This is a genomic window from Allobosea sp. UNC402CLCol, assembly GCF_000745475.1.
GTDB lineage: Bacteria > Pseudomonadota > Alphaproteobacteria > Rhizobiales > Beijerinckiaceae > Allobosea > Allobosea spartocytisi.
The window spans coordinates 532,759-548,179 of the sequence record NZ_JQJJ01000010.1 but is presented as its reverse complement, the minus strand read 5'-3'; the positions used below and the strand labels follow the sequence as shown (position 1 = coordinate 548,179).

The following is a 15,421-nucleotide window of genomic DNA, read 5'->3' as shown; positions in this document are numbered from 1 at the left end:
GATGAGCCTCGCCGCCGAAACGCAGGCCGCTGCCGCCTTGCCCAGACAGCCCGAGGCTGCAGCCTCGCAGGCGCCCGTGCTGGTCTCGGTAGAGAATCTACATATCCAGTTTCCGCCCTGGAACGCGCCGATCCGGGTCGTCGAGGATGTCAGCTACCAAGTGCGTGCCGGCGAGACGATGGGCATCGTCGGCGAATCCGGCAGCGGCAAGACGCTGTCGAGCCTGGCGATCCTCAACCTCCTGCCGCCGCCAGCGCGGATCGCGGGCGGGCGCATCCTGTTCGAGGGCGAGGACATCGCGGCGAAATCGCAGCGCGAGATGCAGAAGCTGCGCGGGCGACGCCTCACCATGATCTTCCAGAACCCCGGCTATTCGCTCAATCCGCTGCTGACCGTCGGCGCCCAGCTTGCCGAGATCCTGAAGGTTCATGAGAAGCTGCCGCGCGCGGCTGCACTGCAGCGCGTCGAGGAGCTGTTCCGTCTCGTCGGCATCACCGATCCCGGCCCGCGCCTGTCGCAATACCCGCATGAGATGAGCGGGGGCATGAAGCAGCGGGTCTGCATCGCGCGGGCGCTGCTGTGCAATCCGGCGCTGGTGCTTGCCGACGAGCCGACCACGGCGCTCGACGTCACCATCCAGGCGCAGATCCTCGACCTGCTCGAGGAGCTGAAGCAGCGGCTCGGCATGTCGATGATCTTCGTCACCCACGATATGGGCGTGGTGGCGCGCATAGCCGACCGGATCACCGTGATGTATGCCGGCCAGGTCTGCGAGACCGGCGACAAGCATGCCGTCTTCGCCCGGCCTTCGCACCCCTATACGCAAGCCCTGCTCGCCTCGACGCCCCGGATCGACAAGCGCTACGCCGTCGATGCCGAAGGGAGGCGCGAGCGCCTGCCGACGGTCGGGCTCGCGGCGACGCCGGGCCAGCCGCTCGGCGGCGGCTGTCGTTTCGCCGGGCGTTGTCCAGAGGCTGCGCCGGACTGCACGCGGCTCGTGCCGCAGGCCGCCGCAATCGAGCCCGGCCGCGTCGTCCATTGCCTGAAGCGCGGCAGCGCCGGAGTGCCCGGCCATGGCTGAGACCGCGATCGCTCCCGTGCCCGAGCCCCGCCAGCGTACGAGCCGTAAGCCGCTGCTCAGCGTCGACGGGCTGGTGAAGAGCTATCCGCTGAATCGGCGCGGCCTGTTCCGCCAGAAGGTCACGGGCGAGATCCGCGCCGTCAACGACATCAGCTTCAGCCTGGACGAGGGCGAGACGCTGAGCATCGTCGGCGAGAGCGGCTGCGGCAAGACCACCGCCGCTCGCTCGATCCTACATCTCGTCCCGCCGAGCTCCGGCACGATCAGGCTCGGCGATACCGATGTCTGCGCGACCTTCTCGCGCGACCGCCGGCCGGAGGTGCTCGCGCTGCGCCGGCAGATGCAATACGTCTTTCAGGATCCCTATCTCTCGCTCAACCCGCGCTGGAGCGTCCGGCAGATCCTGTCGGAGCCGCTCAGGGTTCACGGCCTCGTTCCCCCGGCGCAATGGGACGGCGCGGTCGAGGCGCTGCTGGAGCGCGTCGGGCTGCCGGCCGAGCATGCCGACCGCTACCCGCATGAATTCTCCGGCGGCCAGCGCCAGCGCATCGGCATCGCACGCGCACTCGCCGTCGAGCCGCGCCTGCTGATCTGCGACGAGCCGGTGTCGTCGCTCGACGTCTCCGTGCGCGCCCAGATCCTCAACTTGCTCGCCGAATTGCAGGAGGAGCTGAAGCTCTCCTATCTCTACATCTCGCACGATCTGAGCTCGGTGCGCTTCCTCAGCAACCGCATCGCGGTGATGTATCTCGGCAATCTCGTCGAGATCGGCGAGGTCGACGAGATCTTCGCCCGGCCGGGCCATCATTATACCGCGGCCCTCATCTCCGCGATTCCGGTGCCCGATCCGGCCCGGCAGAAGCCGCGCGACGCGATCAGCGGCGAGATCCCGAGCGTGGTGAAGCGGCCTTCCGGCTGCGTCTTCCACACCCGCTGCCCGGCGGCGCTGCCGATCTGCTCCCGACAGGTTCCGCCGCTCGCCGCCCCGGACGGCGCCCATGCCTTCGCTTGCCACAACCCGCGCTGATGCGGGCCAGATCACAGGACATGCCATGATGAACGTCATCGTCGTCGGAGCCGGAATCGTCGGCAGCTCGGTCGCCTACCGGGTGGCGCAGGGCGGGGCGAAGGTCACCGTGCTGGAGGCCGACCGTATCGGCGGCGGCACCTCCGGCGTCAGCTTCGCCTGGACCAACTCCAACAACAAGACGCCGCGCCCCTATCACGACCTCAACGTCGCCGGCATGCGGGCCCATGCGGCGCTGAAGGAGGAATTCGGCGCCACGCCCTGGTTCCACCAGAGCGGCAGCCTGGAATGGCGCGTCGATCCGGCGGAGGTCGCTGCGCAGGCCGAGAAGGTCAAGCGGCTGCGCGACTGGGGCTACGCGGCCGAGTTCATCGACAAGAAGCGCCTCGGCGAGCTCGAGCCGGAAATCGCCCTCGATGCGGTTCCGGACGACGCTCAGGTCGTGTTCTGCCCGGAGGAGGGCTGGGTCGATCCTGTGCTCTATGCCGGCACCATGCTGCGCGCCGCGCGCCAGCGCTACGGTGCCGCGCTCAAGACCGGCGTCAGGATCACCGGGCTGGAAACGCGCAATGGCCGCGTCGTCGGCGCGCGGGACGAAAGCGGCGCGCTCCACGAGGCCGATCTCGTGATCAACTGCACCGGCCGCTGGTCGAACGAGACGGTGAGCCAGACCGCGCCGAACGTGCCGCTCGCGCCGACGATCGGCTTCCTAGTGTTCACGCCGCCGGTCGGCGTCGCATTGCGCCGACCTTTCCACGCCCCCGATGTCGATGTCCGGCCGGACGGTGCCGGGCGGCTGATGGTGCGCAAGGATTCGCTCGACGACCGCTTCGCCGCACTGGAAAGCCGCACGCCGGATTGCGAGGAGGCGCGGATCGCCATCGCCAGCGCCGCCGAGATCCTGCCGGGGTTGAAGGGCGTCAAGGCCGAGGCCGTGCGCACCACGATGCGGCCGATTCCGGCGGACGGGCTGTCGACGGTGGGGCCGGCACGCGGGGTCGACGGCTACTACGTCGTCGTCACCCATAGCGGCGTCACGCTCTCGCCCTTCCTCGGCCAGGCCGTGGCAGACGAGGTGCTGCATGGCCGCCAGCGGCCGGAGCTGGAGGCGTTCCGCCCGGCGCGCTTCCAGGCCTGAGCGACACCGTCACTTCCGTTTCCAATCAACCAGAAGAGGGGACAACGATGTCTGAGAAATCGACGCGACGTGACGTTCTGAAATGGACCGGGGCGGGGGCCGCCGCGCTCGCAGCCGGCGGCCTGCCCGAGCCCGCTCTGGCGAAGCCGCCCCACTTCAAGCTCTATCTGATGATCTTCAACAACCTGCAGTCGCGCATGATCTGGACCGATCTGATCGGCAAGCAGTTCGCGCGGCTCGGCATCGACGTCAATGCGAGCTACCAACCGCCTTCCGTGGTCATCGCGCGGCGCGCCAACGACAGCGGCAAGACCCATGTCGAGGGTGGCTTCGACATGTATTCGGAGCGGATCTACTATAACGGGCTGGCGCCAAGCCCCGAGGCGCTGTTCCACAGCAAGAACGTGCCTCCGAACGGGCAAAACTACTATCGCGTCGCCGACCAGCAGATCGACGCGGCCATCGAGACATATTCACGCGCGATCACGCCCGAGGACCGCAAGACGGCGATGGCCGCCTTCGTGAAGCGCTGGTACGAGATCGAGCCGCTGCACATCGTCTTCTATCCGGAAGAGGTGATCATCACCAATCCGAAGCTGAAGGGGATGGAATCGACGACCTATAACCCGGTCTTCTATCCGCGGCCGGAGGACTGGTCGATCGAGGGCGCGACCGGTGACGTCACCGCGACCTTCGCCTCCTGGCAGCCGCCGAGCCAGCTCATCCCGATGTATGGCAGCGGCTATAATGAATCCAACATCTTCGGCCCGGTCTACAACGCGCTGATGGAATATGACAGCTGGGCCAACAAGAAGCTTGTCCCGGCGCTGGCTGAAACGGTCAAAGGCTCGGAGGATGGCAAGAGCTGGGTCATCAGCCTGCGCAAGGGCGTGAAATGGCATTCCGGCGAGGAGTTCACCGCCGAGGACGTCAAGTTCACCTGGGACACGATCATCGACAAGACCTATGCAAGCCTGTTCCAGGCGACGCTGTCAGCGGTGATGGGTTCGCGCGACGCCTACAAGGTCACCGGCACGCACGAGATCACGGTGACGCTGCCGCAACCGAACATGTTGTTCTACGACTTCCTGCTGCCGGTCATCGCGATCATGCCGAAGCATGCCTACAAGGACATCAAGCCGGAGGAATTGCGCGGCCACGTCATCTCGACCTGGCTCGGCACCTTCCCGGTCAAGACCTCGGACGGCAAGGTCTTCGCGGCGAAGGGCGGCGTCGGCACCGGGCCCTGGATCCCGCAGGGCTTCGACCCCTCGCGCAAGGCCTACAAATACAGCAAGAACGAGAACTACTGGCGAAAGACCGACGGCAACGTCAAGACCTTCTATGTCGTCAATATCGAGGGCGCCGATGCCTTGCTCAGCGCCATCAAATCCGGCGCCATCGACGCGCATGACCCGATGTACGATGTCGGCGGCCTGCTCAGCACCGTCGATCCGTCATGGGGCAAGGTCAATCGCTTCGACTCGTTCAAGTGGATGCAGACCTGCCTCAACCTGAACCATCCGGTCTTCGGCACCGGCGTCGAGACGCCGCTCGGCAAGAAGGATCCGAGCCGCGCCGCGGAAGCGGCGATGTATGTCCGCAAGGCGATGAGCCACATGATCCCGCGTGAGCAGATCATCAAGAACGTCGTTGCCGGCTTCGGCAAGCCCGGCACGGTGCCGATGCCCTTCACCTCGGAATTCTACGACCAAGACCTGCTGAAGCCGATCGCCTACGACTTCAACCTGGCGAAGCAGTACATGGAAAAGGCCGGTTACACCTACTGACATCCCGGGCCTCGTTGCGACGGACCGGGCGCTCTTGCCCGGTCCACCCAGACCACCCCAACAAAACTCCCAAGGATCAAGACGATGCGTGTCGCTGTGCTCGGTGCGGGCTCGATTGCCTATGGCAATGCCGCCCTTCTTTCCTCCCTCGGCCATGAGCCGGTGCTGTGGTCGCCATCCGGCAAGAGCGGCCGGAGCCTCGCCAAGGGCGAGCCTCTGACGGCGACCGGCAGCCTGACCGGCAGCTTCAAGGTCGCGGTCGCCGCGAGCGCCGCCGAGGCGGTCGCCGGGGCCGGGGCGGTGCTCTTCGCCCTGCCGGCCAATGGCCACCGCGCGGCGATGGACGCCGCCGCCCCGCATCTCGCGGTCGGGCAGGTCGTCATCATCAGCTCCCACACCTCGTTCAGCGGCCTCTATATCGCCCGCAAGATCGCCGAGCGAGGGCTCGACGTGCCGGTCGTCGTCTGGGGCACGACGGTGACCGCCGGGCGCAGGACCGGAGATGCCAGCGTCAACGTCTCGACCGTCCGCTCGAAGGTCGACATCGCGACGATTCCCGTCTCGGCCTCCAAGCGGGGGCTGACAATCTGCCAGCAGCTGTTCGGCGATCGCTTCGTCCAGCGCGACGACGCGCTGGCGATTTCGCTGTCCAATCTCAACCCGCAGAACCATCTCGGCATCGCGCTGTGCAACTTCACCCGCATGGAGCATGGCGAGACCTGGGGGCAGAACGAAAACAACACCGATTCCGTCGGCCGCCTGCTCGAAGCCCTCGACGCCGAGCGTCTCGCCATCGCGGAAGCCGCCGGCTACAAGGTCCGCACCATCCGCGAGCACTACAATCTCTCCTTCCATGTCGAGCCCGGACCGGTCGGCGAGATGGCGCGCCAGCTCGCGGCCCGCGGCAATGGCGGCAACGGACCGAGCAGTATCGACACGCGCTATGTCCTGGAGGACGCCCCCTTCGGCCTGCATCCGACAGTGCTGCTCGGCAAGCTCGCCGGCCGGCCCGCGACGCTGCACCAGGCCGGCATCGACATCTTCTCGGCGCTCTATGGCCGGGATTTCGCGGCGGAAAACGATCTGCTCGGCGAGATCGGCCTCGAAGCGATGTCGCTCGCCGAACTGAAATCGCTGGCGCGCGACGGCTGGGCTGCGAAGCGCGCGGCGTAAGCCTATTCGAACCTCCCCCTTCTCTAGCGGATATGGATCATGACTGAGATCATTGTCGTCGGCGCCGGCGTCCTCGGGACGTCGGTCGCCTACCGGCTGGCGCGCGCCGGCGCCAAGGTCACCGTGCTCGAGGCGACACGCGTCGGCGGCGGGACATCCGGCATCTCCTTCGCCTGGACGAACTCCTCGAACAAGACGCCGCGTGCCTATCACGACCTCAACGTGGCCGGCATGCGGGCCCATGCGGCGCTGAAGGACGAGTTCGGCGCGACGCCCTGGTGGCACGGCGGCGGGCGCATCGAGTGGCGGGCGGAATCCGAGCAAGCCGCGCTGAAGGCCAAGGTCGAGCGGCTGCGGAGCTGGGACTATGCGGCCGAATGGATCGACCGCAAGCAGTTGCTGGAGCTGGAGCCGGACATCGCGCCCGAGGCCGTCGGCGACGCGCCGATCGCCTGGTACCCAAACGATGGCTGGCTCGACCCGGTGGTCTATGCCCATGCGATGATGAGTGCGGCGCGGCGCCATGGCGCGACATTGCGGACGCAGACCAGGGTGGCCGGCCTGATCGTCGAGGGAGGCCGGGCGAAGGGCGTGCGCAGCGAGAGCGGCGAGACCTTCCATGCCGACATCGTCGTCAACTGCACCGGGCGCTGGTCCAACGACACGGTCGGAGCCGCAGCGCCGAACGTGCCATTGGCACCCACGATCGGTTTCCTCGTCTTCACGCCGCCCGTTCCGGCCAGCATCCAGCGCGTCATCGCCAGCCCCATCTGCGACTTCCGGCCGGATGGAGCCGGGCGCCTGATGCTGCACTGGGGCGCAGCCGACGCCACGGTGACGCCGGAGATCGGCGTCAATCCCGGCATGGAGCAGGCGCAGGATCTCGTCGACCGCCTGCTGCGCATTCTGCCCGGCCTCGCCCCGCTCAAGCCGGAAGCCGCGCGCGTCACCGTGCGGCCGATTCCACAGGACGGTCTATCGGCCATCGGCCCGGTGCCGGGTGTCGAGAACTACTACGTCATGGTCACCCATAGCGGCGCGACGCTGTCGCCGGTCTTAGGGGCGATGGCCGCCGACGAGATCGTTAATGGAAGGACGCGACCGGAACTTTCGAGCTTTAGGCCGGCGCGCTTTTTTCCATGATTGAGCCCCTTCCCGGTCGTCGTCCACAGCGTGCCTGTGAACGCGTTCAGGAGAAATGGCATGAATGGAGGGCATCGATGCGATTGCCCTCCGGCAAACGAGCGAGCGAAGATGGCCATGGAAGGTTGCACAATCGCCTGAACCCGATCCCGGATGGCCTATTCGAGCTGACAAAGCCAACCAAGGTTGCTTCGCTGATGGCAGTTCCAGGTGGCTAGCTTGCCGCAGAGGCGTCGATCGCGAGCTCGCCGTCAGCCGCAAGCTTCGTGCATTGACTGGAGGCCAGGAGGTTGGAAATGAGCCAACTTTGCCAATCGTATCGCCGCGCAAACTGGATTGCCGGAAAGCAGACGCTCCACGAGTCAGCAAGGGGCCAACTGCAGACATCCGATAGCTGCCATCTGGCGGACGTAGCATGCCAGCTGCATTATGATCTCTGAGCGCCAAGCGGAGCGCCACGCGCAATGGCTGCTTATCACGGCAGGTTCTCGCGCAGCACGATCTCGATATTGGGCCGTGCCGTCCCCTCCGGCGGGTGGCGGCCCGCCCGGATGTTGGCGAAGATGGAGACGCAATCCATCAGCGCCGCCTGCGGATTCTGGTTGATGACGGCATCCATCACCCCGTCGATCAGGAGGCTACGCGTCTCCGGCGTCAGCCCGTGGCCGACGAAGACCACGTCGTTCTGCCGGCCAGCCTCCTTCAGGGCGCGTGCAATTCCCTCCGGCCCGCCACCGATGTTGTAGATGCCCGCCAGATCGGGATGCCGGGCGAGCAGCATCTTGGTCTGACGGTAGTTGCGCGCCTCCTCGTCATGGCCCTCGCGCAGCCCGACGACCTCTATCGCTGGGTAACGTTCCCGAAAGAGGTAGAGAAAGCCCATTTCGCGCTCTTCATGGGCGCGGTAGCTCAGGCTGCCGGCGATCATCGCCACCTTCGCGGGCCGTGATCCGATGAAGCGCGCGATGAGCTGCCCGGCCGTCCGCCCGGCTGCGCGATTGTCCAGCCCGACATAGGCGACGCGGCGCGTATTGGCGATATCGGAGATCAGCGTCACAGTTGGCACGCCGCGCTCCGCGAGCCAGTCGACGGCCTCGCGCACCATGGGATGCTCGATCGCCATGAAGGCGATGCCTTCGACCTCGCGGCCGACCGCCCGAAGATGCTGTGCGAGCAGCTCGGGATTGAAGCTGTCGATGTGGTCAAGCCGCGCGCGGATATTGAAGGACGCAAGTCGCTCGCGCGATTCCACCACGAGCCGGCCGAGCCCGGCGAGAAAGCGGTTACTGCCAGCCGGCAACAGGAAGGCGAGGCGCAGCGGTTTCAGCGCACCGGCAGGCAAGGCCGCATCCAGTACATAACCGAGATCGGCGGCCGCCCTGAGGACCCTCTCGGTCGTGACCGGCCGGACGCCCGGACGCCGGTTCAGCACACGGTCCACGGTCGCTGTCGAGACGCCAGCGAGCCGCGCCACATCGACGACCGTGGCCAGCTGACGCCGCCGATGCGGATCGACCGCGGTCACAGTCGGTTCGGGTGGATGCTTAGCGACATCCGAATCCATCAAAAACCATCAGTATTTGAGTTTGACGACGATCATTCTGCCTTTCTATCGTTCCCCCCAAGATCAAGACAAGGCTCATCGAGGGCCATTCGGGAGGATGACATGACCAAAGTGACTCGTCGGACGATTCTGCGCGGCGCCACCATCGGCGCGGCTTTGCCGCTGATTGGAGCGCCCCTCGTCGCCCGGGCCGCCGAGATCGAGCTGAAGTATGGCAACAACCTGCCCCTGAGCCACCCGCTCAACATCCGCTCGCAGGAAGCCGCTGACCGCATCGCCAAGGAGACGAACGGGCGCGTCGAGATCAAGATCTTCCCGAACAATCAGCTGGGTGGCGACACCGACATGCTGAGCCAGGTCCGCAGTGGCGGCATCACCTTCTTCACCCCCTCGGCGCTTGTCATCGCGACGCTGGTGCCGGTCGCGGCGATCAATGCCGTGGGCTTCGCTTTCTCCGGCTATGATCAGGTCTGGAAGGCGATGGACGGCCCCGTCGGCGCTCATGTCCGGCAGGCGATCGAGAAGGTGAACCTCTACGCTTTCGAGAAGATGTGGGATAACGGCTTCCGCCAGATGACGACCTCGGGTCGGCCGATCGAGAGCGCCAAGGACATGGCCGGCCTCAAGATCCGCGTGCCTGTCAGCCCGCTGTCGATCGCGATGTTCAAGGCGCTCGATGCGTCGCCGGCGAGCCTCCAGTTTTCCGAGGTTTATTCCTCGCTTCAGACGAAGATCGTCGATGCGCAGGAAAACCCGCTGCCGATCATTCAGGTCGCCAAGCTCTACGAGGTGCAGAAGAGCTGCGCGGTCTCCAACCACATCTGGGACGGATTCTGGTTCATCGCCAATGGCCGCGCCTGGCGCGGCCTGCCGCCGGACGTGCAGAAGATCGTGGCCGCCGCGATCAACGATGCCGGCGTGGCCCAACGCAACGACATCAAGAAGCTCAACGAGACCGTCCAGGCCGATCTGCAGTCGAAGGGTCTCGCGTTCAACAAGACCGACCCAAACTCCTTCCGTGCCAAGCTGCGCGACTCTGGCTTCTACAAGGACTGGCAGGAGCGCTTCGGCAAGGAAGCCTGGGACCTGCTTGAAGGCTCCGTCGGCAAGCTCGCCTGAGCACCGCGACCCGATCAGGAGGCTGACGAATGGATGTGCACGGCGCAACGCTGCAGGAGCCTGCGCGCCTGCCCCTGACGGGACTGGCGCGAGCGGCCGACAGGTTCGAGCGCGGCCTCGGCGGACTGGTCGAGTTCGTCGCGGCGGTGATCGTGCTCGCCGAGATCGTCATTCTTGGTGCCGGCGTGACCGCCCGCTACGTCTTCCACGCGCCGCTGGTCTGGGCGGACGAACTCGCCTCGATCCTGTTCCTGTGGCTGTCGATGCTCGGCGCGGTGATCGCATTGCGCCGTGGCGAGCATATGCGGATGACCGGGCTCGTCAGCCGCGTCTCGCCCGGCACCCGTGCGGTGCTGGAGGCGCTGGCCGTCACCGCCGCGATCGCCTTTCTGCTGCTGATCCTGCCGCATGCGCTGGAATATGCCGAGGAAGAGCATTTCATTGTCACGCCGGCGCTTGAGGTGAGCAATGCCTGGCGCGCCGCCGCCTTGCCGCTCGGCAAGAGTTTGATGCTGATCGTCGCCTGCCTGCGCCTGATGCGCCTGGGCGCGCTCAAGCCCATTCTTCTGGCCATTGCGATCACGGCGGCGTTCGTCGCCCTGTTCTGGCTCGCCGGCCCAATGCTGAAGCCGCTGGGCAAGCTCAACCTGATCGTCTTCTTCGTCGGCGTCGTCGCCCTCAACGTCTTCTCCGGCGTGCCGATCGCCTTTTCCTTCGCCCTCGCCACCTTCGGCTATCTCGCCTGCACGACCTCGACACCGATGCTCGTCATGGTCGGGCGGCTCGACGAGGGCATGAGCCATCTCATCCTGCTCGCCGTCCCGCTCTTCATCTTCCTCGGCGCTCTGATCGAGATGACCGGCATGGCGCGCGCCATGATCCAGTTCCTCGCCTCGCTGCTCGGCCATGTCCGCGGCGGGCTCTCCTATGTGCTGATCGGCGCGATGTATCTGGTCTCCGGCATCTCCGGCTCGAAGATCGCCGACATGGCCGCGATCGCCCCGGTGCTCTTCCCGGAAATGCAGAAGCGCGGCGCCAAGCCCGGCGACCTTGTCGCGCTGCTCTCCGCCACCGGCGCCCAGACCGAGACGATCCCACCCTCGATCGTGCTGATCACCATCGGCTCGGTCACCGGCGTCTCGATCGCCGCGCTGTTCACCGGCGGCATGCTGCCGGCGCTGGTGCTGGGCATCGCGCTCTGCTTCGTCGTCTGGTGGCGCTATCGTGGAGAAGATCTGAGCCATGTGGTCCGGCATTCGAGCCGCGAGATCGCCAAGCTCTGCCTCATCGCGCTCCCCGCGATTGCCTTGCCCTTCGTCATCCGCGCCGCGGTCGTCGAAGGTGTTGCCACCGCGACCGAGGTTTCGACCATCGGTATCGCTTATGCCGTGCTGGCGGGGCTCCTGATCTATCGGCAGTTCGATGTCCGCCGCCTCGGCAAGATGCTGGTCGACACAGCCTCGCTCACCGGCGCGATCATCTTCATCGTCGGCTGCGCCACCGCGATGGCCTGGGGGCTGACGCAATCGGGCTTCTCGCAGGATCTGGCCCGTGCCATGTCGTCGGTGCCCGGCGGAGGCTGGGGCTTCCTGGCGATCTCGATCCTGGCCTTCATCATTCTCGGGAGCGTGCTGGAAGGCATCCCGGCGATCGTGCTGTTCGGGCCGCTCGTCTTCCCCATCGCCCACCAGCTCGGCGTGCACGAGGTCCACTATGCCATGGTCGTGATCTTCGCGATGGGCATCGGCCTTTTCGCCCCGCCCTTCGGCGTCGGCTATTACGGCGCCTGCGCCATCTCGAAGATCAATCCCGACGACGGCCTCAAATACATCTGGGGCTACATGCTGGCCTTGCTGATCGGCCTTGTCGTGGTCGCCGCCTTCCCTTGGCTCTCCACCGGCTTCCTGAAATTCTGAACTGCTTGCATCGAGGTCATCACCATGAGCCGCTTTTTCGGCCAGATCCGCCAGGCCGGCTATGTCGTGCCTGATATCGAGGCCGCGATGGATTACTGGAGCCGCGTACTCGGCGTCGGCCCCTTCTTCTACAATCCCAAGGTTCCGATCCGGAATTACCGCTACAAGGGCGAGGCCCATGAGCCGCACAATTCCGTGGCGCTCGCCAATTCAGGGCCGCTCCAAATCGAACTGATCCAGTGCCGCAACGACGTGCCGTCGATGTACAAGGACTTCACCGATGCCGGCCATAGCGGCCTGCAGCACGTCGCCTACTGGACGTCGGATTACGACGCAGACCTTGAGCGGTTGCTGGCGGAAGGCTTCAAGCCGGTGATGAGCGGCGAGGTCGGCGAGCGCGGCCGCTTCATCTATTTCGATACGCATTATCACCCGGGCACCGTGATCGAGCTGTCGGAAGTGGCGGGGCCCAAGGGCGAGATGTTCCGGTTGATCCGCGAGGCGTCTGAAGGCTGGGACGGCAAGGATCCGGTACGGCCCTTCCCCGATCTCACGAAGCTTGCCGCAGCAAACCGGTGACGCGGGCATGATGAACCATGACCGTTTCGAAGCCAGCTACCTGATCGAGACGCCGCTCGATCCCGCGCGCGTCGCCGAGATTATGGCCGGCGAGCAGTCAAGCGGTACCTTCACCCGTGTCGCTGGCGAAACCGACGAATTGCGCAATCGTACGCGGGCCGTTGTCACACAGGTGGAGGAGTTCGCGCCCGCCGCGACGCCGAGCCTTCCCAATGCCTGGCTCGCCCGCAAAGGCGTCTCTGGTCCTTATCGGCGGGCTCAGGTCTCCATCTCGTTCCCGGTCTCGAATGTCGGCTCTAATCTGGCCACGCTCGCCTCGATCGTCGCCGGCAATCTCTTCGACCTCGGCGAGACCACCGGGCTGCGTTTGGACAGCATCCGTCTTCCTGAGAGCTATCGCCGGCGCTTCGCGCTGCCTGCGCAGGGCATCGCCGGCACCCGTAGGCTCACCGGCGTGGACGCGGGCCCGCTGGTCGGCTCGATCATCAAGCCCAATGTCGGATTGAGCCCGGATGAGACAGCCGAACTCGTCGCGACGCTCTGCGCCGCCGGCCTCGACTTCATCAAGGATGACGAGATTTCAGCCAACCCGGACCATGCGCCACTCGCCGAACGCATCCCGGCGGTGATGGCGGCGGTCCGCCGCCATGCCGACCGAACCGGCAAGCAGGTCATGATCGCGTTCAACATCACGGACGAGACCGACGCGATGAGGCGCCATGCCGATCTCGTGGCGCGCGAAGGTGGCACCTGCGTGATGGCGAGCCTGAACTGGTGCGGCTTCTCCGGTATAGAGACCTTGCGCCGCTCGACCGATCTTGCCTTGCACGGCCATCGCAATGGCTATGGCGCGGTCTCACGCCACCCCTGGCTCGGCATCTCCTTTCAGGCTTATCAGACGCTCTGGCGACTGGCTGGCGTCGACCACATGCATGTCCATGGCGTGCAGGGTAAATTTGCGCAGGAGGACGAAGAAGTCGTCTCCTCAGCACGCGACTGCGTGACGCCGCTGACCGAAGACCTAGATGACCGGGTCCTGCCCGCCTTCTCCTCCGGCCAATGGGCCGGAACGGCGCAGCCGACCTGGGATGCGATCGGCCATGCCGATCTCCTGTTCATGGCAGGCGGCGGCATCCTGGCGCATCCGGGCGGGCCGGCCGCCGGCGTCGCCAGCATCCGCCAGGCCTGGGCGGCGGTGGCCGCGGGCGTGTCATTATCCGAGGCAGCCCAATGGCAGCCGGAACTGAAGCAGGCACTCGATACTTTCGGCGCCAAACCGTGCTGACCCCGAGATGACAATCCCGCCCTTCTACGGTTGGTTCGGTGACGACTTCACCGGCGCAACGGACACCCTCGCCATGCTCGCCGAGCGCGGCTTTCGGGCGCTACTCTTCCTCGGCATTCCCACCCCGGAGCAACTGGCCTCTGCCGGACCTCTCGACGCGGTTGGAATCGCGGGTGCGACCCGCTCGATGCCTCCAACCGAGATGGGCCCCGTGCTCGACGCCGCCGGCCGCTTCTTCGCGCAGCTCGGCGTGCGGATCATGCACTACAAGTGCTGCTCCACCTTCGATAGCGCCCCTCACGTCGGCAACATCGGTGCCGCCGTCGCGGCGTTGAGGCCGCATTTTCCGGAAGGGCCTATCTCGATCATCGGCGGGCAACCCAATCTCGGCCGCTACTGCCTTTTCGGTCATCTCTTTGCTGCGGCCGGCGATGGTGAAGTCTACCGGATCGACCGGCACCCGACGATGAGCCGTCACCCCGTCACGCCGATGGTTGAGTCCGATCTGAGGCGACATCTCGGGCTTCAAGGCTTCGGATCGATCAGCCTCGTGGACTACAGGGCCCTGGAAGGCGCAGGACCAGCGAATATTCTGGATCGGGACATCATCCTCTTCGATGTGTCACGCGAGAGCGACCTCACAGTGATCGCCCATCGGCTTCGGAAGTCTCTCGATGCCGCGCCTGGACTGTTCGTAGGTGCGAGTTCGGTTGCGCGGATGGCGGCGCAACTCTTGGGGGGGACGGGGGGGCCGGCTGCGTCACAGCCTGTTGCACGATCGTACGGCCCTGTGCTTGCGCTGGTCGGTTCCCTCTCGCCCGTCACGCGAGCCCAGGTCGAGACCGCGAGCGGCTTCGCGCATCTGCCTGTCGATGCCGACCGGCTGCGCGACGAGCCATCCTATGGGCAGAGGCTCTCTGAGCAAGCCCTGGAACTCCTCGCCGTCGGCGACACCATGCTCGTCACGAGACCACCTGACGGCGCTCCGGGCGATCCGCGCTCCGTCGCACGGGAGACCGGCCGTCTGATGCGCAGAATCATGGACCGTGCCCGCATCTCACGCCTCGTCGTCGCCGGCGGAGACACCTCCACTCTCGCAATCAAAGCGCTCGACATCTGGGGCCTATCTTACCGGGCCCCGCTGGTTGATGGAGCACCGCTTTGCCGCGCCCATAGCGCAGTTCAACAGTTGGATGGTTTGGAAGTTGTCTTGAAGGGTGGTCAGATGGGTCCAGTCGATTTCTTCCAGTTGGCTTCAAATTGAACGCCCATCTGCATCAGTCGCCTTCACACGGCGCTTCACGAGCAACTCCAGGACTGTTTTTGGTTTGAATTGGCTGGCGAAGTCACAGTGCCACAAGCTGACGTTGAAGGACCGCCCGGCAGCAGACGGTCTCAGCTTCAAGTCACCGGCGATGTTTTCCGAACGTGATCGATGAACGCGTGTAGCGGGCCCGGCACCGGCCGGCGGCCGGGACAATAGAGAAACGAGCGCTCTCCGATCGACCGCAATCCAGGCGGAGATCGGCAGCGTTTAAGTAGTGAAAGTGGAGTTTGGCGTGCCGTCTCGGGCGATGATGAGAACTATGTCTGCTCCATAGTCCTC

Annotated in this window: 12 protein-coding genes; 11 read left to right on the top strand and 1 reads right to left on the bottom strand. The window is 65.6% G+C overall.

Going from position 1 to position 15,421, the window contains the following annotated elements; genetic code table 11:
- The first annotated feature begins 1 nt into the window (after nt 1).
- The 6 genes from GY40_RS14490 to GY40_RS14465 all read left to right on the top strand — a co-directional run bounded on the left by GY40_RS14490 (nt 2) and on the right by GY40_RS14465 (nt 7,352).
- Nucleotides 2-1,081 (top strand): ABC transporter ATP-binding protein, encoded by a 1,080-nt coding sequence (locus GY40_RS14490; RefSeq protein WP_081925461.1) that lies wholly within the window; start codon nt 2-4, stop codon nt 1,079-1,081.
- Entirely contained in the window at nt 1,074-2,108 is a 1,035-nt protein-coding gene (locus GY40_RS14485; RefSeq protein ID WP_051988043.1) for an ABC transporter ATP-binding protein, read from the top strand. Before GY40_RS14490 ends, GY40_RS14485 begins: the two co-directional genes overlap by 8 nt.
- 25 nt (nt 2,109-2,133) lie before the next feature.
- On the top strand, nt 2,134-3,246 hold the full coding sequence (locus GY40_RS14480; RefSeq protein ID WP_051988041.1) for an NAD(P)/FAD-dependent oxidoreductase: 1,113 nt from the start codon (nt 2,134-2,136) through the stop codon (nt 3,244-3,246).
- A gap of 47 nt (nt 3,247-3,293) precedes the next feature.
- Nucleotides 3,294-5,036: an ABC transporter substrate-binding protein gene (locus GY40_RS14475; RefSeq protein ID WP_038363347.1), complete on the top strand. Its 1,743-nt coding sequence runs from the start codon at nt 3,294-3,296 to the stop codon at nt 5,034-5,036.
- Between the two features lie 84 nt (nt 5,037-5,120).
- Nucleotides 5,121-6,209, top strand: coding sequence for an NAD/NADP octopine/nopaline dehydrogenase family protein (locus GY40_RS14470; protein WP_038363345.1), 1,089 nt, complete (start codon nt 5,121-5,123; stop codon nt 6,207-6,209).
- A gap of 39 nt (nt 6,210-6,248) precedes the next feature.
- Nucleotides 6,249-7,352 (top strand): NAD(P)/FAD-dependent oxidoreductase, encoded by a 1,104-nt coding sequence (locus GY40_RS14465; RefSeq protein ID WP_051988040.1) that lies wholly within the window; start codon nt 6,249-6,251, stop codon nt 7,350-7,352.
- Between the two features lie 475 nt (nt 7,353-7,827).
- Here the strand turns inward: GY40_RS14465 and GY40_RS14460 are convergent, their stop codons facing one another.
- Nucleotides 7,828-8,877 (bottom strand): LacI family DNA-binding transcriptional regulator, encoded by a 1,050-nt coding sequence (locus GY40_RS14460; protein WP_038364237.1) that lies wholly within the window; start codon nt 8,875-8,877, stop codon nt 7,828-7,830.
- Between the two features lie 141 nt (nt 8,878-9,018).
- Here GY40_RS14460 and GY40_RS14455 point away from each other — a divergent pair, with 141 nt between their 5' ends.
- Genes GY40_RS14455 through GY40_RS14435 form a run of 5 tightly spaced genes read left to right on the top strand, consistent with a single transcriptional unit; the run spans nt 9,019 to nt 15,079 of the window.
- Nucleotides 9,019-10,035 (top strand): TRAP transporter substrate-binding protein, encoded by a 1,017-nt coding sequence (locus GY40_RS14455; RefSeq protein ID WP_038363342.1) that lies wholly within the window; start codon nt 9,019-9,021, stop codon nt 10,033-10,035.
- A gap of 29 nt (nt 10,036-10,064) precedes the next feature.
- Nucleotides 10,065-11,951 carry a TRAP transporter large permease gene (locus GY40_RS14450; protein ID WP_051988037.1) on the top strand — a complete coding sequence of 629 codons (1,887 nt, stop codon included), beginning with the start codon at nt 10,065-10,067 and terminating at the stop codon, nt 11,949-11,951.
- A 24-nt stretch (nt 11,952-11,975) separates the two neighbouring features.
- Nucleotides 11,976-12,530: a VOC family protein gene (locus tag GY40_RS14445; RefSeq protein ID WP_038363339.1), complete on the top strand. Its 555-nt coding sequence runs from the start codon at nt 11,976-11,978 to the stop codon at nt 12,528-12,530.
- 7 nt (nt 12,531-12,537) lie between these two features.
- Entirely contained in the window at nt 12,538-13,815 is a 1,278-nt protein-coding gene (locus GY40_RS14440; protein ID WP_038363337.1) for a ribulose-bisphosphate carboxylase large subunit family protein, read from the top strand.
- A 7-nt stretch (nt 13,816-13,822) separates the two neighbouring features.
- Nucleotides 13,823-15,079 carry a four-carbon acid sugar kinase family protein gene (locus GY40_RS14435; RefSeq protein WP_038363335.1) on the top strand — a complete coding sequence of 419 codons (1,257 nt, stop codon included), beginning with the start codon at nt 13,823-13,825 and terminating at the stop codon, nt 15,077-15,079.
- The last annotated feature ends 342 nt before the right edge of the window (nt 15,080-15,421 follow it).

Coding starts and splice junctions, on each gene's coding strand:
- GY40_RS14490 (WP_081925461.1), top strand. CDS start 2: ATGAGCCTCGCCGCCGAAACGCAGGCCGCTGCCGCCTTGCCCAGACAG.
- GY40_RS14485 (WP_051988043.1), top strand. CDS start 1,074: ATGGCTGAGACCGCGATCGCTCCCGTGCCCGAGCCCCGCCAGCGTACG.
- GY40_RS14480 (WP_051988041.1), top strand. CDS start 2,134: ATGATGAACGTCATCGTCGTCGGAGCCGGAATCGTCGGCAGCTCGGTC.
- GY40_RS14475 (WP_038363347.1), top strand. CDS start 3,294: ATGTCTGAGAAATCGACGCGACGTGACGTTCTGAAATGGACCGGGGCG.
- GY40_RS14470 (WP_038363345.1), top strand. CDS start 5,121: ATGCGTGTCGCTGTGCTCGGTGCGGGCTCGATTGCCTATGGCAATGCC.
- GY40_RS14465 (WP_051988040.1), top strand. CDS start 6,249: ATGACTGAGATCATTGTCGTCGGCGCCGGCGTCCTCGGGACGTCGGTC.
- GY40_RS14455 (WP_038363342.1), top strand. CDS start 9,019: ATGACCAAAGTGACTCGTCGGACGATTCTGCGCGGCGCCACCATCGGC.
- GY40_RS14450 (WP_051988037.1), top strand. CDS start 10,065: ATGGATGTGCACGGCGCAACGCTGCAGGAGCCTGCGCGCCTGCCCCTG.
- GY40_RS14445 (WP_038363339.1), top strand. CDS start 11,976: ATGAGCCGCTTTTTCGGCCAGATCCGCCAGGCCGGCTATGTCGTGCCT.
- GY40_RS14440 (WP_038363337.1), top strand. CDS start 12,538: ATGATGAACCATGACCGTTTCGAAGCCAGCTACCTGATCGAGACGCCG.
- GY40_RS14435 (WP_038363335.1), top strand. CDS start 13,823: ATGACAATCCCGCCCTTCTACGGTTGGTTCGGTGACGACTTCACCGGC.